Annotated in this window: 10 protein-coding genes and 5 pseudogenes; 7 read left to right on the forward strand and 8 right to left on the reverse strand. The window is 71.2% G+C overall.

Going from position 1 to position 17,028, the window contains the following annotated elements; all coding sequences use genetic code 11:
• The 5 genes and pseudogenes from OHU74_RS37270 to OHU74_RS37290 all read left to right on the forward strand — a co-directional run.
• Positions 1 to 302 (forward strand): annotated as a pseudogene (locus OHU74_RS37270) (hydrolase); the annotation flags it as partial.
• Positions 303 to 658: 356 nt separating this feature from the next.
• Positions 659 to 898, forward strand: a complete 240-nt coding sequence (locus OHU74_RS37275; protein ID WP_371619930.1) for a hypothetical protein — start codon at positions 659 to 661, stop codon at positions 896 to 898.
• Positions 899 to 1,001: 103 nt separating this feature from the next.
• A complete protein-coding gene (locus OHU74_RS37280) occupies positions 1,002 to 1,808 on the forward strand; it encodes an HlyD family efflux transporter periplasmic adaptor subunit (protein ID WP_371619931.1) in 807 nt (268 codons plus the stop codon).
• Positions 1,805 to 4,069, forward strand: coding sequence for an NHLP family bacteriocin export ABC transporter peptidase/permease/ATPase subunit (locus OHU74_RS37285; RefSeq protein ID WP_371619932.1), 2,265 nt, complete (start codon positions 1,805 to 1,807; stop codon positions 4,067 to 4,069). Before OHU74_RS37280 ends, OHU74_RS37285 begins: the two co-directional genes overlap by 4 nt.
• 1 nt (position 4,070) lies before the next feature.
• Positions 4,071 to 6,947, forward strand: coding sequence for an NHLP bacteriocin export ABC transporter permease/ATPase subunit (locus OHU74_RS37290; RefSeq protein WP_371619933.1), 2,877 nt, complete (start codon positions 4,071 to 4,073; stop codon positions 6,945 to 6,947).
• A 333-nt stretch (positions 6,948 to 7,280) separates the two neighbouring features.
• Here OHU74_RS37290 and OHU74_RS37295 read toward each other — a convergent pair whose 3' ends face one another.
• The 5 genes and pseudogenes from OHU74_RS37295 to OHU74_RS37315 form a co-directional block, all read right to left on the reverse strand.
• The gene (locus tag OHU74_RS37295; protein ID WP_371619934.1) at positions 7,281 to 7,964 is read right to left on the reverse strand and encodes an alpha/beta fold hydrolase; all 684 of its coding nucleotides are present in this window, start codon (positions 7,962 to 7,964) and stop codon (positions 7,281 to 7,283) included.
• Between the two features lie 99 nt (positions 7,965 to 8,063).
• Entirely contained in the window at positions 8,064 to 8,810 is a 747-nt protein-coding gene (locus OHU74_RS37300; RefSeq protein ID WP_371619948.1) for a cyclopropane-fatty-acyl-phospholipid synthase family protein, read from the reverse strand.
• A gap of 18 nt (positions 8,811 to 8,828) precedes the next feature.
• Positions 8,829 to 10,019, reverse strand: a pseudogene (locus OHU74_RS37305) (glycosyltransferase); the annotation flags it as partial.
• 192 nt (positions 10,020 to 10,211) lie between these two features.
• Positions 10,212 to 11,084, reverse strand: a pseudogene (locus OHU74_RS37310) (glycosyltransferase); the annotation flags it as partial.
• A gap of 121 nt (positions 11,085 to 11,205) precedes the next feature.
• Positions 11,206 to 11,286 (reverse strand): annotated as a pseudogene (locus tag OHU74_RS37315) (glyoxalase); the annotation flags it as partial.
• Here OHU74_RS37315 and OHU74_RS37320 point away from each other — a divergent pair.
• Positions 11,258 to 11,641 carry a hypothetical protein gene (locus OHU74_RS37320; protein WP_371619950.1) on the forward strand — a complete coding sequence of 128 codons (384 nt, stop codon included), beginning with the start codon at positions 11,258 to 11,260 and terminating at the stop codon, positions 11,639 to 11,641. The pseudogene OHU74_RS37315 and the gene OHU74_RS37320 overlap by 29 nt on opposite strands.
• Here the strand turns inward: OHU74_RS37320 and OHU74_RS37325 are convergent.
• The gene (locus OHU74_RS37325; protein WP_371619935.1) at positions 11,617 to 11,865 is read right to left on the reverse strand and encodes a hypothetical protein; all 249 of its coding nucleotides are present in this window, start codon (positions 11,863 to 11,865) and stop codon (positions 11,617 to 11,619) included. The genes OHU74_RS37320 and OHU74_RS37325 overlap by 25 nt on opposite strands.
• 90 nt (positions 11,866 to 11,955) lie before the next feature.
• The gene (locus OHU74_RS37330; RefSeq protein ID WP_371619936.1) at positions 11,956 to 13,572 is read right to left on the reverse strand and encodes a GNAT family N-acetyltransferase; all 1,617 of its coding nucleotides are present in this window, start codon (positions 13,570 to 13,572) and stop codon (positions 11,956 to 11,958) included.
• A gap of 80 nt (positions 13,573 to 13,652) precedes the next feature.
• Here OHU74_RS37330 and OHU74_RS37335 point away from each other — a divergent pair, with 80 nt between their 5' ends.
• Positions 13,653 to 16,583, forward strand: coding sequence for a BTAD domain-containing putative transcriptional regulator (locus OHU74_RS37335; RefSeq protein WP_371619937.1), 2,931 nt, complete (start codon positions 13,653 to 13,655; stop codon positions 16,581 to 16,583).
• Positions 16,584 to 16,773: 190 nt separating this feature from the next.
• Here the strand turns inward: OHU74_RS37335 and OHU74_RS37340 are convergent.
• Positions 16,774 to 16,995 (reverse strand): annotated as a pseudogene (locus OHU74_RS37340) (sulfate ABC transporter substrate-binding protein); the annotation flags it as partial.
• Positions 16,996 to 17,028 lie beyond the last annotated feature (33 nt).

Here is a 17,028-nt window from a genome sequence, read left to right on the forward strand (position 1 = left end):
AGAACCCTCACCTCGGCATGCTCTTCGTGGACTTCACCCACCATCACGTCGGTCTCCACGTCAACGGCGTGGCCCGTCTCCACCGCGACGCGGACCTGCGCCACGTCCACCCCGGCCTACCGACGGACACCACACCCGGGCGCAGTCCCGAATTGTGGGTCCACCTCACCATCGAGGAGGCCTACATCCACTGCTCCAAGTTCATACCCCACCTGGAACCGGCTCCCCGTCCCCGTGCCGCCGGTCACGTCGCGGCCCGCCCCAAGGGCTCGGACTATTTCACCGCGGCCCACTCGGTGTGATGAGCCTGTCACCACATGAGCCTCCTGAAGATCTACACATCGTGTGCGTGGGCGCGTCCACCACGTTCACCGTTCGTCGATACGCCGGATATGCCCCCTGTGTTTGATGTTCCCTTGTCCTGTTTTGTTCCATGCGGTCGTCAGGCCGCACGTATCTGTTACTCGATCTTGCGGAGAAGTTGTCGCTATTCGGTGAATGAAGCGGGCGCATGCCCCTGAAGGGGCGCCAATCGGATTGGCTGGGCAGCCCGTTCGCGTGCTTTCATCTTGCTCGCTGCGGCAGCGGAAGGATGGCTTCCGAGTTTCGGGCCGGCGGGCTGCCGCGGAATCCCCCCAACAAATGAAAGGTGCGCATAATGCGTAACGACATCGAGACCCGCGAGATCTCCGACAACGAGCTGGACGCCGTTTCCGGCGGCCTCGTCAGCATCAACGGTGGCCTCGTCGGCGCCGTGACCAGCGACGTCAGCGACGTCGTCGGCGTCGTGGGCTCCCTCCACACCGTCCAGGCGGCCACCGGCATCGTCTCCCACGTCCCCGGCCTGGTCTCGGGCATCACCGGCGTTTCGGTGAACACCGGTCGCGCCGGTCTCTGATCGAGACAGCTATCGCCATGAACCCCGGAGTATCCCCCACGGCTCCGGGGTTCATGCTTGTCCGCGTGCCCGGCCGATACGAATGCAGTTGAAGGAATAGTCCGTGCAGTTTCGTCAAAAGGCGCTTTCCAAGCTGCAATCGCCCGAGGAACTCGATCTGCCCGTACGGTTCGCGCGCCCGCAGGGCCGGCTCGTACTGGCCGTCACGGTTACCGTCATGGCCGCCGCGAGCTTCTGGGCCCTCACCGGCACCGTGTTCTCCAAGCTGAGCGCACCCGGCATCCTCACCCACGCCGAGGGCAGTTACGTGCTGCAGAGCCCGGTCGCGGGACAGGTGACCGGGGTCCTTGCCCAGGAGGGCCAGCTGTTGTCCCCGGGCGCGCCCCTGCTGACCGTCCGTACCGACCAGGGCGACCGGCCCGTACGCGCGGTGATCGGCGGGCGGCTGGCGACCCTGGTCGCCAAGGTGGGGTCGGTCGTCACGACCGGCGCGGACGTGGCGACCGTGGAACACGTGAAGGACCCACAGGACCCGCTCGTGGCCGTGCTGTACGTGCCGGCCGGCAGCGGCTCGACGATCCCGGTGGGCGCCCCGGTCGACCTGAGCGTCCAGTCCGTCCCCCGGCACCGGTTCGGCGTGCTGCGCGGACGCGTCAAGGCGGTCGGCCGCGCGCCCCAGACGCAGGCGCAGATCAGCGGCTTCCTCGGCGACAGCGGGCTCGCCGAACAGTTCGCCCGGCAGGGCAACCCGGTCGCGGTGTTCGTGGAGCTGGAGCGCTCCTCCGCCACCAAGTCCGGCTACCAGTGGTCCTCCGCCGACGGACCCCCGTACACCGTCGACTCCACGACGCCAGTCACCGGCGCCGTCCACCTCGCCGCCCAGCGCCCCGTCGACTGGCTGTTGCCGTGACCGCCCCGCGGTCGCGGGCGCCCCAGCTGCCCCCCGCCGGGCGCCGCCGCCGCCCCGAGCCCAAGGGCGGCACCCGCCGCCGGCCCGCCCCCGCCCCCAAGGGAAGGAAGCCCAGGACCGTACGCACCCCCACCGTGCTGCAGATGGAGGCGGTCGAGTGCGGCGCCGCCGCCCTGGCCATGGTGCTCGGCCACTACGGCCGCTTCGTCCCGCTGGAGGAGCTGCGCATCGCCTGTGGCGTCTCCCGCGACGGCTCCCGCGCCAGCAACCTCCTCAAGGCCGCCCGCGGTTACGGGCTGAAGGCCAAGGGCATGCAGATGGACCTGGCCGCGCTCGCCGAAGTGAGCGCCCCGGCGATCCTCTTCTGGGAGTTCAACCACTACGTCGTCTACGACGGTACGGGCCGCCGCTTCGGGCGCAGGGGCATATACGTCAACGACCCCGGGAAGGGCCGCCGGTTCGTTCCCATGGACGAGTTCGACACCAGCTTCACCGGTGTCGTACTCACCTTCGAGCCAGGCGACGGCTTTCGCCGCGGCGGCCGCAAGCCAGGCGTTCTGGGTGCCATGCCGGCCCGCCTGCGTGGCACCTCGGGCACCACGGCCGCCGTCGTGATCTCCAGCCTCCTGCTGGTGGCGGTCGGCGTGTCGGTGCCGGCCCTGAACCGTACGTACATCGACATGTTCCTCATCGGGGACCAGACGTCCCTGCTGGGCGTCCTGTTCGCGTCGATGGCCGTCACCCTGGTGCTCACCGCGACGCTCACCGCACTCCAGCACGCCAATCTGCTGCACGGGCGGATCATCTCCTCCACCCTGGGCAGCGCCCGTTTCCTGCGGCACCTGCTCAGACTTCCGGTCGCCTTCTACTCCCAGCGCAGTCCGGCCGACCTGGTCCAGCGCCTGCAGTCCAACGACGCCGTCGCCGAGACCCTCGCCCGTGACCTGGCCGCCGCGGGCGTGGACGCCGTGGTGGTCCTGCTCTACGCGGTGCTGCTGTGGACGTACGACCCCCAGCTCACCCTCCTCGGCGTGGCCGTAGCGCTGCTCAACGTGGTGGCCATGCGGATCGTGATCCACCTGAGGGCCACCGGCACGCAGAAGTTGCGCGCCGAGAGCGCCCGGCTGACGAACACCTCGTACAGCGGTCTCCAGCTCATCGAGACGATGAAGGCCACCGGCGGCGAGAACGGCTTCTTCCGCCGCTGGGCCGGTCAGCACGCGGTCACCCTCGACGTGCAGCAGCGGCTCGGCGTGCCCAGCGCGTGGCTGGCGGTCGTCGCGCCCACGCTGGCGGCGCTCAACAGTGCGCTGATCCTGATGATCGGCGGCCTGCGGGCGGTGGAAGGGCATCTCTCCGTCGGCCTGCTCGTCGCCTTCCAGGCCCTGGTGACCAGCTTCACCGCGCCGATCTCCCGGCTGGGTGGCGTCGCCGGACGGATCCAGGACTTCGCGGCCGACGTGGCCCGCCTCAAGGACGTCGAGAACTTTCCCGTCGACCCGGTCTTCTCACGGCGCGAGCCCGCCGCCGGCACCCGTCGCCTCAAGGGCCATGTGCAGCTGGACCACGTCACCTTCGGCTACAGCCCGCTCGACGCCCCGCTGCTCAAGGACTTCTCGCTCTCGGTCGGCCCCGGACAGCAGGTCGCCCTCGTCGGCGGCTCCGGCAGTGGCAAGTCCACCGTCTCTCGGCTGATCTCCGGCCTCTACACCCCCTGGGAGGGGGCCATCCGCATCGACGGGATGCGACTGGAGGACATTGCGCGCGGGGCGCTGGCCGCCTCCGTCTCCTTCGTCGACCAGGACGTCTTCCTCTTCGAAGGCACCGTCCGCGACAACGTCACGCTGTGGGACCCCTCCATTCCGGACGAGGCCGTCGTCGCCGCGCTGGAGGACGCCGCCGTCCACGACGTGGTCGCCCGCCGTCCCGGCGGCATCCACAGCCGCGTCGAGCAGGACGGCCGCAACTTCTCCGGTGGCCAGCGCCAGCGCCTGGAGATCGCGCGGGCGCTGGTGCGCCGCCCCAGCATCATGGTCCTCGACGAGGTGACCAGCGCCCTGGACGCGGTGACCGAGCAGGTCATCATCGACAACCTGCGCCGCCGCGGCTGCGCTTGCGTGGTCATCGCCCACCGGCTGAGCACCGTACGCGACAGCGACGAGATCGTCGTGCTCGACCGGGGCACGGTCGTGGAACGCGGGCGGCACGAGTACCTGGTGGCCGCGCAGGGCCCGTACGCCCGACTGGTCAAGGAGCACTGACGTGACGTACCCGCACCACGCCACGGCTCCCCCCGCGCACCCTGGCCGGGTCCCGGGCCAGGACGCCGACGAGGTCGTCGCCGCCTTCGGCGGACTGGGTTCGCCGGTCGACTGCACGGGCCTGCGCAGCCTGTCACTGGAGGGCCCGCTCGTGCTGTGGCTCGTCGTGCACGGCGAGCTGGACCTCTTCGCCGTCGACGCGGCGCAGGCCGGGCACTGGCACTTCCTGGGCAGGCTGGAGGTGGGCACGCTCCTGCTGGGCCCGGCCGAGGGCCCCGAGCACACCCTGGTCGGCCGGCCCCTGCAGGGGTGCCTGCTGCGCCGCATCGAGCTGCGGGAGCTGCCCGGACCGGAGTACGGCGCCCCCCACCAGCAGTGGTGGGCCGACCAAGGGGCGTACGGCGTCCCCGCGGCGCAACTGAGCCCGCTCGACGACGCCTTCGCGCGCGGCATCGGCCGCGGCCTGCGGGTGCTCTACCAGGCACCCCTCGACGGCCGCGCCACCACCGAACAGGGCAGGGCCGACGACGACATCCTGTGGATGCAGATCACCCCCGGCGCCGTCCAGTACGGAGCCGCGTACGAGACGGAGGCCGTGGGCACCCTCCTCGTCGACGCGGCGATGTGGCAGGGCATGGTCGACCAGCAGTACCGGCTGCTGTATGCCCTGGACCGCTGGATCGAGCAGCTCGAACGCGACCACGAGGACCGCACGGCCGCCGGTATCGAGGCCGGTCAGGCCGCCCGTACCCAGGCGGACCGGGCGCTGCTGGCCTCCATCGGCCGCTCCGGCGGCCGCTCCCAGCGGGGCGCGAGCGCCGACGCGACCTTCGCCGTGTGCCGTCTGGTCGCCCAGGAGGCCCGCATCACCCTGTCCGAACCGGGCGAGGCGAGCTCCGCCTCCGAGCGGATGGACCCCGTCGAGCGGATCGCCCTCGCCTCGCGGATCCGCACCCGTACGATCAAGCTCAGCGGGCGCTGGTGGCGGGAGAACAGCGGCCCCCTGGTGGGCCGGCGCGAGAAGGACGGGACACCGGTCGCCCTGCTGTGGCGGCGTGGCCGCTACGAAGCGGTCGACCCGGCCACCGGCACGCGCGAGCGCATCGGCAAGGGCCGCGAAGCCGCCTTCGACCCCCGCGCCGTCATGTTCTACCGCCCGCTCCCCGACGGGCGCGTGGGCCTGGCGGCGCTGCTCCGCTTCAGCGTCCGCGGTACCCTCCCCGAGCTGCGCGGCCTCGTCCTGGGCGGGCTGGTGGCGGTGGTCCTGGGCGCTCTGGTGCCCATCGCCACCGGCCAGGTGCTCGGCCGGTACGTACCCGATGCCGAGAGCGGCCTCATCGTGCAGACGGCCGTCGCGCTCGTCGCGACCGCCGTCGTCTCGGCCACCTTCATGCTGCTGCAGAACATCTCCATCCTGCGCATGGAGGGCCGCATCGAGGCCACCCTGCAGCCTGCGGTGTGGGACCGGCTGCTGCGGCTGCCGACGAAGTTCTTCGCCGGCCGCTCCACCGGCGAACTGGCCGGTGCGGCCATGGGCATCAGCGCCATCCGCCGCGTGCTGTCCGGCATCGGCTCGGTCTGCGCACAGGCGGGCGCGGTGGGCACGATGAACCTCGTGCTGCTGCTCGTCTACAGCGTGCCGCTGGCGATGGCCGCCCTCGCCATGCTGGCCGTCATCGCGACGGTCTTCATGGGCCTGGGGCTGTGGCAGCTGCGTTACCAGCGACGGCTGATCAAGCTCGGCAACCGGCTCAACAACCAGGCCTTCCAGACCCTGCGCGGGCTGCCCAAGCTGCGCGTCGCCGCGGCCGAGAGCTTCGCCTACGCAGCCTGGGCGCGGGAGTTCGCCCGTACCCGCGAGCTCCAGCAGCGCATCGGCCGGATACAGAACGTCATCACGGTGCTGGGCGCGGTCTACCTTCCGCTGTGCACGCTGGTGATGTTCGTACTACTGGCCGGACCGGCCCGTGGCGCCCTGTCCGCCGCCGAGTTCCTCACCTTCAGCACCGCCCTGACGATGCTGCTGTCCTCGGTCACGCAGCTGACCGGCGCGCTCATCTCGGCTGCCGCGGTGCTGCCGATGTTCGAGCAGGTCAAGCCGCTCCTGCGGGAGGTCCCCGAGGTGGCGGGCTCCAGCACCCGGCCGGGCGAGCTGACCGGCGCCATCGAGGCCGAGAACCTGTCCTACCGCTACAGCGACGACGGCCCGCTGGTCCTGGACGACGTCAGCTTCCAAATCCGCCAGGGGGAGTTCGTCGCGATCGTCGGTGCCAGCGGCTGCGGCAAATCCACCCTCCTGCGCCTGCTGATCGGCTTCGACAAGCCGGTCTCGGGCAGCGTGCTGTACGACGGCCAGGACCTGGCGGCGCTGGACCAGGCGGCCGTGCGCCGCCAGTGCGGCGTCGTCCTGCAGAACGCCCAGCCCTTCACCGGCTCGATCCTCGACTGCATCTGCGGCACCGGGGCGTTCTCGCCGGAGGAGGCGTGGGAAGCCGCCGCGCTGGCGGGCCTGGCCGAGGACATCAAGGCCATGCCGATGGGCATGCACACGATGCTGTCCGACGGCGGCGGCACGGTGTCGGGCGGACAGCGCCAGCGGCTGGTGATCGCCCAGGCGCTCATCAGCAAGCCGCGCATCCTGTTCTTCGACGAGGCCACCAGCGCGCTGGACAACGAGGCCCAGCGCGTGGTCATCGAATCCACCCGCTCCCTGCGCGCCACCCGTATCGTGATCGCCCACCGGCTGTCCACGATCATGGACGCCGACCGGGTGATCGTGATGTCGGACGGCCGCGTCGTCCAGCAGGGCCCACCCGCCGCGCTGCTCGCCGACGCGGCCGGCTTGTTCCACGACCTGGTCCGCCGCCAGCTGCGATGACCGCGGATCGATCCGTCGGCCCCCGGTCGTCAGGTGCCGCGTGAACCAGTCCCGGGCGAGGCCGGCCACTTCGGCCAGTGCGCCCGGCTCCTCAACACAGGAGATGACGCCCGGCGATCAATCGCCCAGCCGGGTCACTCGGCGGCGAACGACGTTTGAGCGGACGGGCCCGGGAGCGTGGCGAGTTCGCCCAGGGCGCGGGCGCTCGGCGCGGGGGAGACCAGCCACTGTAGATGGCTGCCCGCCAGTGTGCGGACGTCGTACGGGTTGTCGGGCGTCAGCTCGTTGCCCTCGCGGATCAGCCGGTCCTGAAGGGCAGGAGGCAGGCTCGTGTCATCGGCCAGGCGGATGTAGGTCTTGGGGATGCGGCCCCAGGTCGCGGCCTGCGCCCGGTCGGCGGAGCCGCCGACGTCGAGGTTCTCGTCGGGCTGGAAGGTGTTCAGGAAGGTGTGGAACTGCTCGTCGGTGCCGTCGGCGAGGAAGGCCGCCTTGAACGCCGAGCGCGTCCGGGTTCGCGGTGCGGAAGTTGACACGGAGCAGGCCGAGGTCGGCGGGGTTTCCGGCGAGCGCCGAAGCGAAGGCGGCGGGGTCGACCGTGGCCATTTCCGGCTCGGCGTAGTAGTCGCTGACGTCGAGGTGGACCGGGCACCAGGCCGAGACGTAGACCAGGCGGTCGATCAGATCCGGGCGTGCGTTGGCCGCGGCCGTGACCGTGATGCCGCCCCGGCTGTGGGCGACGAGGATCACGGGGCCGTTCCGCTTGGCCCGTTCGAGGACCCCGATGAGGTGCGCGACGTTGTCGGCGAGCGTGACGCCCTTGATCGAGCCGGGCGCGGTGGCCAGCCCCTCGGGGTCCTGCGGGGCCTGGTAGGCGTGGGTGAAGGTGGCCTGGAACCCGTGGCCGGGCAGGTCTACGGCGACCGAACGGTGCCCGAGGAGGCCGAGTTCGGCTTGGAGGGGTGCGAAGGAGAAGGAGTTCGCGAAGGCTCCGTGCACGAGTACGAAGGTCGGTTGCATCCGTGTAGTCACTTTCCGGCCGCCGCGCTCGGGCGTCGGCCATCGGGTCGGTCGGCCCTGGGTGTCCGGGCCTGAAGAACGGGTTGGCGGGCAGCAGCCCTATGAGGTCAGATCCGATGTCTGACGCAGGACCAAGCAGAGGAAGCCGAAGCTGTCCCGGTACCCGTGCAGCCAATCCGAACGCGCGGCGTTGGCCGTCTCCAGTACCTGTGCGGCGGCCGGATCGGCAGGGTGGTCCAGAGCCCATGCGGCCAGCGAGCCCCAGCAGGCCCACTCGTAGGCGTCCAGCTCGCCGCGGGTGCTGGCATGGCCGTGGACGGGGGTCCATCCGTCGGCGACGACGCTGTCCACCGTGGTCGCCAGGTCGGCGAGGTCACCGAACATCTCGACTGCCTCTGGTGAAGGGGCGCGGTCCCAGAACGACTCGCCGATCAGAACGCGGCCGCCCGGAGCCAGGTGCTTGCGTGCCGCCGCGAGGGTGGGGAGGAGACCGCCGAATGCGTGCGCGGCGCCGACGCTGATCACCAGGTCGAACGGCTGAGGAGAGCCGAAGTCCGCGGCCTCCTGCTGGTGGAGTGTCAGCCGCTCTCCGACTCCGAGTTCGCTCGCTGCCTGGCGGGCCTTCCTCAGGGAGATTTCGGAGACGTCGACGCCCTCGGCGTGCAGGTGCGGGCGCTCCGCCAGGGCGCGCAGGAGCCACTCCGCCGTGCCGCATCCGAGGTCGAGCACGCGCTCGTCGCCTCGCGGGAGGCCGTGTTCGAGCAGCCGACTGACCGACTCGTCGGCGAGCGGAGATTTGATCGGGTGGTCGCAGTGGGCGATCGCGGAGATCTGTTCGCGGGTCATCGGCGCGGTGTGCCCCGTGTCGAGGATCAGCTTCGCGGCCACCGCCGTGCCGTCGGTGCGGATCGTGGCGGCGACGGCCTTCGCCCGCGCGTCGGTCTCCGGGGTCAGGGCCGCCCCGAGTGCGGCGGACAGGGATTCGAAGGTCGGGGTCGGGCCGTCGTGGGCCGCGCCGATGCCCAGTTCGGCCACGCGGGCGGCCCAGTGCGGCTGGTCCACGAACTGGGGTACCACCACCTGGGGTGCACCGGCCCGGGCCGCGGTGGTCGTGGTGCCCGCACCGCCGTGGTGGACGACGGCCGCGACCCGGCGGAACAGGGACTGGTGGTTGACGTCGCCGACGGCGAAGCAGTCGTCCGAGTCGTCCACCAGGCCCAGGTCGGCCCAGCCGCGGGAGACGAGCACGCGGCGGCCCTGCGCGCGGGCCGCTTCGACCGTTGTCCGGGCGATGTCGGAGGCCGTTCCCATGGGCATGCTGCCGAAGCCGACGTACACCGGTGGGGTGCCGGCGTCCAGGAACGCCTCCAGATCGGCGGGCAGGGGGCGTTCGTCGGGCAGCATCCACGCGCCGGTCTGTTTGACGTCGAGGTTCGTCAGCTGCTGCCAGGGGCCCAGGACCGGGTCCACCGCCAGCCACGGCTGTTCGGTGAACACGTGGTCGCGGACGTTGTCCACCGGGGCGAGGCCGATCGCCGCGCGGTGGGCGTTGAGGGGCTGGAGGTAGAGGGCGTTCACCTTCTGGGCGTCCAGGTCCCACAGGGCCTGGTTGTCGGTCATGCCGGGCGGAGCCGGCGGGCCGGGCCGCGGCGACGGCAGGTAGTGGGCGGAGGGCATCTCGAACGGGTGGAAGCCCGCGTATACGTAGCGGATGCCCAGCTTCTCGGCCACCGACCGGGCTCCGGCCGGCATCAGACCGCTCGCCACCAGCACGTCACAGTCTTCGGCCGCTTTGCCGACCGTGTCGAAGTGCGCGGCGACGAGCTCGGCCGCGAACGCGGCCGCGTCCGACGGCGGCGCTCCCGTCCGCAGCGCGCGCACGTCCCGCCCGAAGGGCACCAGTTCGGCGCCTACACCGGCCAGCAGCTCCGCGAACTCCTCGTCCGGCGGCGCGCACACGCGGACCTCCGCGCCGAGACTCCGCAGCTCAGCCGCCAGTCCCGCCAGCGGCGCGATGTCGCCGCGGGATCCGTACGCCATCAACAGCACACGCATGTCGTCCTTCTCATTTCTGTGGATGCCGGTCTCCGCCGGCAATCGTGCGGCAGGACCCGGTCTTCCGGGTCGTGCCCCCGGCCCCTTGGGCCGGTTCGTGTCGGGTGGTGGTTGCCGCGCGGTGGTTGCCGGGCCGGCGACTGTTCGGGCCGCGTGGGTGTGACAGGAACTCGCCGGCCCGCCTCGACCAGCTCAGCCGACAGTGTCGAGGAGCAGCTTCGCCGCCCGCGTCGCACCGTCGGCGCGGACCGTGTCGGCCACGGCCTTGGCCCGGCCGACGGTGTCCGGGGCCAGGGCCGTCCTGAGCGCGGCCGACAGGGACTGGGCGGTCGGAACCGGGCCGTCGTGGGCCGCGCCGATGCCCAGTTCGGCCACCCGGGCGGCCCAGTACGGCTGGTCCGCCAGCTGAGGCACCACCACCTGCGGAGCGCCGGCCCGAGCGGCCGTCGTCGTCGTACCCGCGCCGCCGTGGTGCACGACGGCAGCCACTCGTCCGAACAGCTGCTGGTGGTTGACCTCGCCGACGGTGAAGCAGTCGTCCCGGTCGTCGATGAGGCCCAGTTCCGCCCAGCCCCGCCCCACGAGGACCCGGCGGCCCTGCGCGCGGACCGCCTCGATGGCCACCCGGGCAGCCTCCTCGCCTCCGCGTACGGCCATGCTGCCGAAGCCCACGTACACGGGCGGCGCGCCGGCCTCGAGGAAGGTCACCAAGTCCTCCGGGAGCGGCCGCTCGTCGGGCAGTACCCACGCGCCTGTCTGTACGACGTCGAGGTCCGGCGTCTCCAGCCAAGGGTCCAGCACCGGGTCCGTCGCCAGCCACGGCCCTTCGCCGAAGGCGTAGTCGCGGACGTGGTCCACCGGGGGCAGGCCGATCGACGCCCGGTTGGTGTTGAGCGCCTCACCGAACAGCGCGTCGATGCTCCGGGCGTCCAGCTCCCACAGTGCCCGGTTGTCGGTCACCTCCGGTGGGAACGGCCGCCCCGGGTAGGCCAGCGGCGGGCGCTGCGGCGACGGTAGCGTCAGCTGCTGGAAGATCACGGACACGTAGCGGATGCCCAGCTTCACGGGTGCCCTCTGTGCCGGGAACGGAGGCGACCCCGTCGGCGGGCATCGAGACGTGTGCCTCGGCCCGTTCCAGGGAGTGGATCCGGCGGAGACGGCCCGCCGGCAGGATCAGGGTCCGGCCGGCCGCGACCTTCACCGTACGACCGCGGCAGGTCACCTCCAGCGTGCCCGCGGTGGCCGTCCAGACCTGCTCCCGGCTGATGGAGTGCTCGGGGCCGGTGGCGCCGGCCTCCATCGTGACCGTCCAGGTGCTGAGTTCGGTGCTGCCGCGGCTGGGGGCCGCCAAGCCGGCCATGGTGGCGTTCGGGGAGATGGTGAGGGATCGGACCGGCCGCCCGCTGGTCGCGCTGCTCGGGCGGGAGGACGTCCGTACCTCCGCGGAGCAGGACGACGTCTATGGAGGCGTCTTCGCGCCTCAGGGACACGAAGCCGTCGTCTGCCATGGCCACTTCGTAGCCGAGGTGGGTGCACAGGAACGCGCGGGAGGCGTCCACGTCGGCGACGGTCAGGGAGAGGGTGGAGGAGGAGACGTTCATGACAGCACCTGCGCGAAGTGAGTGAGGGGGAAACCGGTGTCGAACGCCCGCCCGCCGAGCGGGTCTTGGACGACGGTCACCGCCGGATCGGAGCTGATGAGCGTGCGGGAGGCGACGTACTGCGTCAGGTAGGCGTACGGGCTGGTGGGCCCGGCCTTCAGGCCCGGGTCATGGGTCGCGTGGGCTCCGGCCCTTGCGATGGGGCGGTCCAGAGCGGCGGATATGTAGCAGATGAGCCTTCGCACGTGCTTCTCGCTTCTCGTTTCCTCGAGTCGGAGGTGGGGTGAGGCTTGGGTGGGGGTGGATGTGGGGGTGGAGATGGCGGTGGTCACGGATCAGGTCGCGGGCACGTCGAGCTGGAGCTCGCACGTGCGCCGGTAGGAGCGGAACCCCAGGCGGTGGTTGACCGCCAGCATGTGGACGTTGTCGTCGGCGTTGTCCGTCTCGATCTCGACGACGGCGGGGTACTCGGCGCGCAGCCGGTTCGCCATGGCGGCCTTGACCCACAACCCGAGCCCGTGGCCCCGGTGTTCTGGCACGACCGCCGTGTCGTACTGCTGGACCCGCGGCGGCGCACCGCGGGGGATCAGGATCTCGGTGTAGCCGGCCATGGAACCGCTGTCGTGCACGGCTGCGACGGTCAACAGGGTGTCCCCGCGGTCGGCGACCACCGCGGCCATGGCGCGAACGCGGTCCGCGTCCCACGCCACACTCCCGTAGTCCAGGTCGCCGACGGGCATGTCGTTCATCGCGTTCTTGGCAGCGGCGAAAGCGGCGGCGAGGTCGTCTGGAACCGTTCCGGTCCAGCCGGTCAGCCGGTACCCGGGGTGCTTGGCATCGGCGATCCGGAGCAGGTCGGCCCCGTCCGTCTCGTCGAGGCGCAGCACGAGGTGACTCAAGGCCAGTGCCCGGCGGAAGCCCCGTCGTCCGCTGAAGGCTTCGCCCGGACCGTCGGCCGCGGCCGTGGCGATCAGGCTGCGCCGGCTCTCGGCGCGGCAGGCGGCAACGACGGCTGACAGCAGGAGGGAGCCGGTTCCCAGGCGCCGGTGTGCGGGGTCGACGTGGAGTTCCAGCTCGGCCAGGTGCTCCTGGCCCGCGGAGGTGAACACCCGCAGGGCGGCGACTCCGATGGGGAGCCCGTCCGTGCCGGTGGCCAGCCACATCAGCCGGCGGCTGCCCAGAGCGGGCTGGGTGAGCTGGGCGTGGACCTGTCCGGGGTCGGGTACCGGAACGCCGGGCAGGTCGTGGGCCGTCGAGGCCGCGACGACCCGATGCCAGGCGATGGCTTCGGCGGCCGAGACGTGCTGGAGCGGGTTGACTTGTGCTGATGTGGGCAAGGTGATGGCCTTCGTGGTCGAGTCGGGCGTAGGTCGGATACTCGGGGCATTTCGCGTACTTGGGGCGTTCGTCCAGTCGGTGTGGCGCACGAGCGGCCAGTCGACGTCGATACGGGCTGCCGTGGCGAGGTAGTTGGTGAACACGTTGAGAGCGACATGGGCGATGACCTCGACGATCTGCCCATCGGACAGGCCGGCGCGCCGGGCCGCGGCCAGCTGCTCGTCGGCAACGGTTCCGCGGTCGCGAACCGTCGCGGCGGCCAGCTCCAGGACTGCGGCGGCCCAGGGGTCGTCGGCCTTGCCCCGGCGTGCGCTGGTGGCCTCGGCCGCACTCAGCCCGGCCACCACGGTCCCGCGGAACGCATGCACGGACAGGCAGTAGTCGGACCCGTTCTCCTGCGCCACGAGCAACGCGATGCTCTCGCGCACGTCCGCCGGCAGGGTTCCCTCCGCGCTCAGCGTGGTGACGACGCCCAAGTACCCCTTCAGTACGGCCGGGCTGTTGGCCATCACCCTGGCCAAGTTGGGGATGACCCCCAGGGCGCGGTGCGTGGCGGTGAACAGAGCTGCGGTTTCACCGGTCGCGATCTCCGGTTCAACGGTGTGGAGTGACATGCCGGTAACCATGCGGCTTGATCTTGATACATTCGCGATGCTTCTTCGATGCACGCACTGGTGACCCCGGGAGTAACGGCATGCGGTTCACGATCCTCGGCCCGGTGGAGGCCGTGGCTCCCGGTTCGGATGCGCCCGGTCTGGCACCCCGTCATCGTGCGGTACTCGCCTACTTGTTGCTGCACTCCGGGGTCGCGATCAGTACGGATCGCCTGATCGACGCGATGTGGGGGCCGCTGCCACCGGATTCCGCCCGCGCACAGATCCAGACCACGGTCGCCGCGATCCGACGGATGCTGCGCGCTTCGGAAGCCGACGGGATGCTGGCCACGCGACCGGCCGGGTACGTGATCACCCCCGAGTCGGGGCAACTCGACCTGGACGAGTTCACCAGCCTGACCGCCAGAGCAGCGGCCGTCTCCGACGAGCCGGGGGACGCCGCGGACCAGATACGTGCTGCGCTGGCGCTGTGGCGGGGGGAGCCGCTGGCCGACATCACCGCCCATTACGTCCAGAGCGCCAGAGTGCGTCTCAACGGCCAACTGCTGACCGCCGTCGAGCGCCTGGCCGATTTGGAACTGGCCCGGGGGCGTCACGCAGACCTGATCGACGAACTGTCCGTCCACGCGGCCGCCAACCCCTTGCGGGAACGGCTTTGCTCCCAGCTGATGCTCGCCCTGCACCGCGCCGGACGCCAGACCGACGCGCTGGACGTGGCAAGAACCTTCCGGGCGACCCTGGCCGATCAGCAGGGACTGGACCCCGGCCACGCGTTCGGCAAGCTCGAACAGGACATCCTGCAGGACGCCCCCGGTCTACGGCCACCGGTCACCGCGCCGGCGAAGCCGCAGGGGATCAACTTCCTGCCCTACGACGTCCCGGACTTCACCGGACGCGAGGGCGAGCTGGACGGCTTGATCCGCCTATGGTCGGGCAACAACGGTGGCGTCGTGACGATTTCGGCGATCGACGGAATGGCCGGGGTAGGCAAGACGACGCTCGCGGTCCACGCGGGACACCGCCTCGCGGACCACTTCCCGGACGGACAGCTCTTCATCGACCTGCAGGCGCACACCGCCGGACAGGCGCCGCTCGACGCCGGTGCCGCGCTCGAGATACTCCTGGGACAACTCGGCGTGCCCACCCAGCAGATACCCGCGTCGGTCGCCGACCGCGCCGCGCTGTGGCGGTCCGAACTCGCCGGCCGCCGCGTGCTGGCCGTGCTGGACAACGCCCTCGGCGCCGACCAGGTACGCCAGTTGCTGCCCGGCTCCTCCCGTGTCCTCATCCTGATCACCAGTCGCCGGCGGCTCACCGACCTGGACGGGGCACATGCCCTGTCCCTGGACGTGCTGCCCGCCGCGGACGCCTTGGAACTGTTCACGGCGATCGTCGGCCAACGGGCGGCGGCCGAACCCCTGGCCGTCCTCGACGTCCTGCAGCTGTGCGGATTCCTGCCGCTGGCCGTCCGGATCGCCGCCGCCCGCCTGCACCATCGCCCGCGCTGGACCGTCGCCTACCTGGCCGACCGGCTTCGCGACCAGCGCCGCAGGCTCTCCGAGCTGGCCACCTCGGAGCGAGGAGTGGCAGCGGCGTTCACGCTGTCCTACGAGCAGCTGACCGCGGACCAGCAGCGGATGTTCCGGCTCCTGGGGCTCCAGCCAGGACGCGATATCAGCCCCGAGGCGGCGTCCGCGCTGGCCGGCCTCCCGCTGGAGGAGGCCGAGACGCTCCTGGAAGACCTCCTGGACGCCCACGTCCTGACCCAGCACCAGCTCGGCCGCTACACCTTCCACGATCTGCTGCGCGAACACGCTCTCGCCACCGCGGCCCTCCAGGAACCGCCGGGCGCCCAGCGCGAGGCCCTCGACCGGCTGTTCCACCACTATCTCCACACGGCGTGCGCGGCCATCGACCACCTCTACCCCGAGGGCAGGAACCGCAGGCCGCGAATCCCCGCGCCGGACACCCCGGCCTGGCCCCCGCGGGACGAGGCCGAGGCGATCACCTGGCTGGACGGCGAACGCGCGAACCTCATGGCGTCCGCCCAGTACGCGGCCGAGCACGACTGGCTCCCGCACGTCGGCCAACTGGCCGCCACCTTGCACCGCTACCTGCTGGGCCACGCCCACCAGGCCGACGCCCTGGCCCTCAACGGCCTGGCGCTGCGAGCCGCCCGCCGGAGCGGCGACACAGCCGCCGAAGCCCGTACGCTCATCGACGGCGGTCAGGTGTACTTCTGGTGGCACGGCGACTACGAGCAAGCGGCCGAGCACTTCCGGCACGCCCTGGACCTCGCGCGCGAGATCGGCGACCAGGGCCTCGCGGCCAGCGCACTGGCGGCCCTCGGCACCGTCTCCACGCGGCGGCGGGAATACGACCGGGCCCACGACCAGTGCGCGCAGTCGCTCGTGCTCTTCCGGGAGCTCGGCGATCGCGGTGGCGAAGCCAGATGCCTGACCGACCTCGGCATCGTCCACGAACGACAAGGACGTTACGAGGACGCCCACGAGCACCACCGGCAATCGCTGATCGCGTACCGCGAGACGGGGTCCCGCATCGGCGAAACCGTCGTGCTGAACAACATCGGGCTGCTGTACCAACGGCAAGGCCGCTACGACGAGGCCCGGCACCATCACCGCCAGGCCCTCGACCTGAGCCGCAGGTTCGACTTCCCCGGAGACGAGGCCGAGTCGCTCAACGCCCTGGCGGAGGCCGCCCGGTCCATGGGCAACCTTGCCGAGGCGGCGGCCGAACACCACAACGCGCTGACCATCGCTCGCGAGTTCAGCTACCGCCCCGAGCAGGCCCGCGCCCACGACGGCCTGGCGCACGTCCACCGCGACGTCGGCCGCATCGACCTCGCCCACGACCACGCCCAACAGGCCCTTGGCCTTTACGCTGCCCTCGCGGTCCCCGAGGCCGACGAGATCCGCACCTTTCTCACCGGGCTGCCGCCGACTCCGAGCGAGCCCGAACCGTCGGCATCCACCACCGACCAGCCGTCTTGAACGCCATCAACCAGCACCTCGAACGCGCGTTCAGCATCCGTGGAACGGCATGGACCGCGCGGGGTGCTCAGATCCGCCGGAAGGGGGCTTTCGCGTTGGTGCCGGGCCGTCTCGGGGCCGTCAGTCGGTCGGTTCGCCCGGGAGGGAAAGCCGATCGACGGCCTTTCGCGCAGGGTCCTGGCTGTTCGGCAGGGTCGTCGGTGACCGCGAAGCTCGGCTGAGCCGGGCGGATGACCTCCGCGTCGAGCGGCTTGCCGGTGTCCGTGGCGAGCTTGGTGTTCGCGGAAGCCTTCGCCTTGTCCTGGTGGGCGTTGATCCACTCGTTCGTCTTGACCGTGCCGCGCAGCACGGCCTCGAAGACGTTCGGGTGCTCCCTGAGGGACGCCTGCGACACGACGATGTTCGTGATCACACTGTGCGTGGAGCGAGGCCCTACGGATGACGT

The sequence above is a fragment of the Streptomyces sp. NBC_00454 genome (assembly GCF_041434015.1).
Classification (GTDB): domain Bacteria; phylum Actinomycetota; class Actinomycetes; order Streptomycetales; family Streptomycetaceae; genus Streptomyces.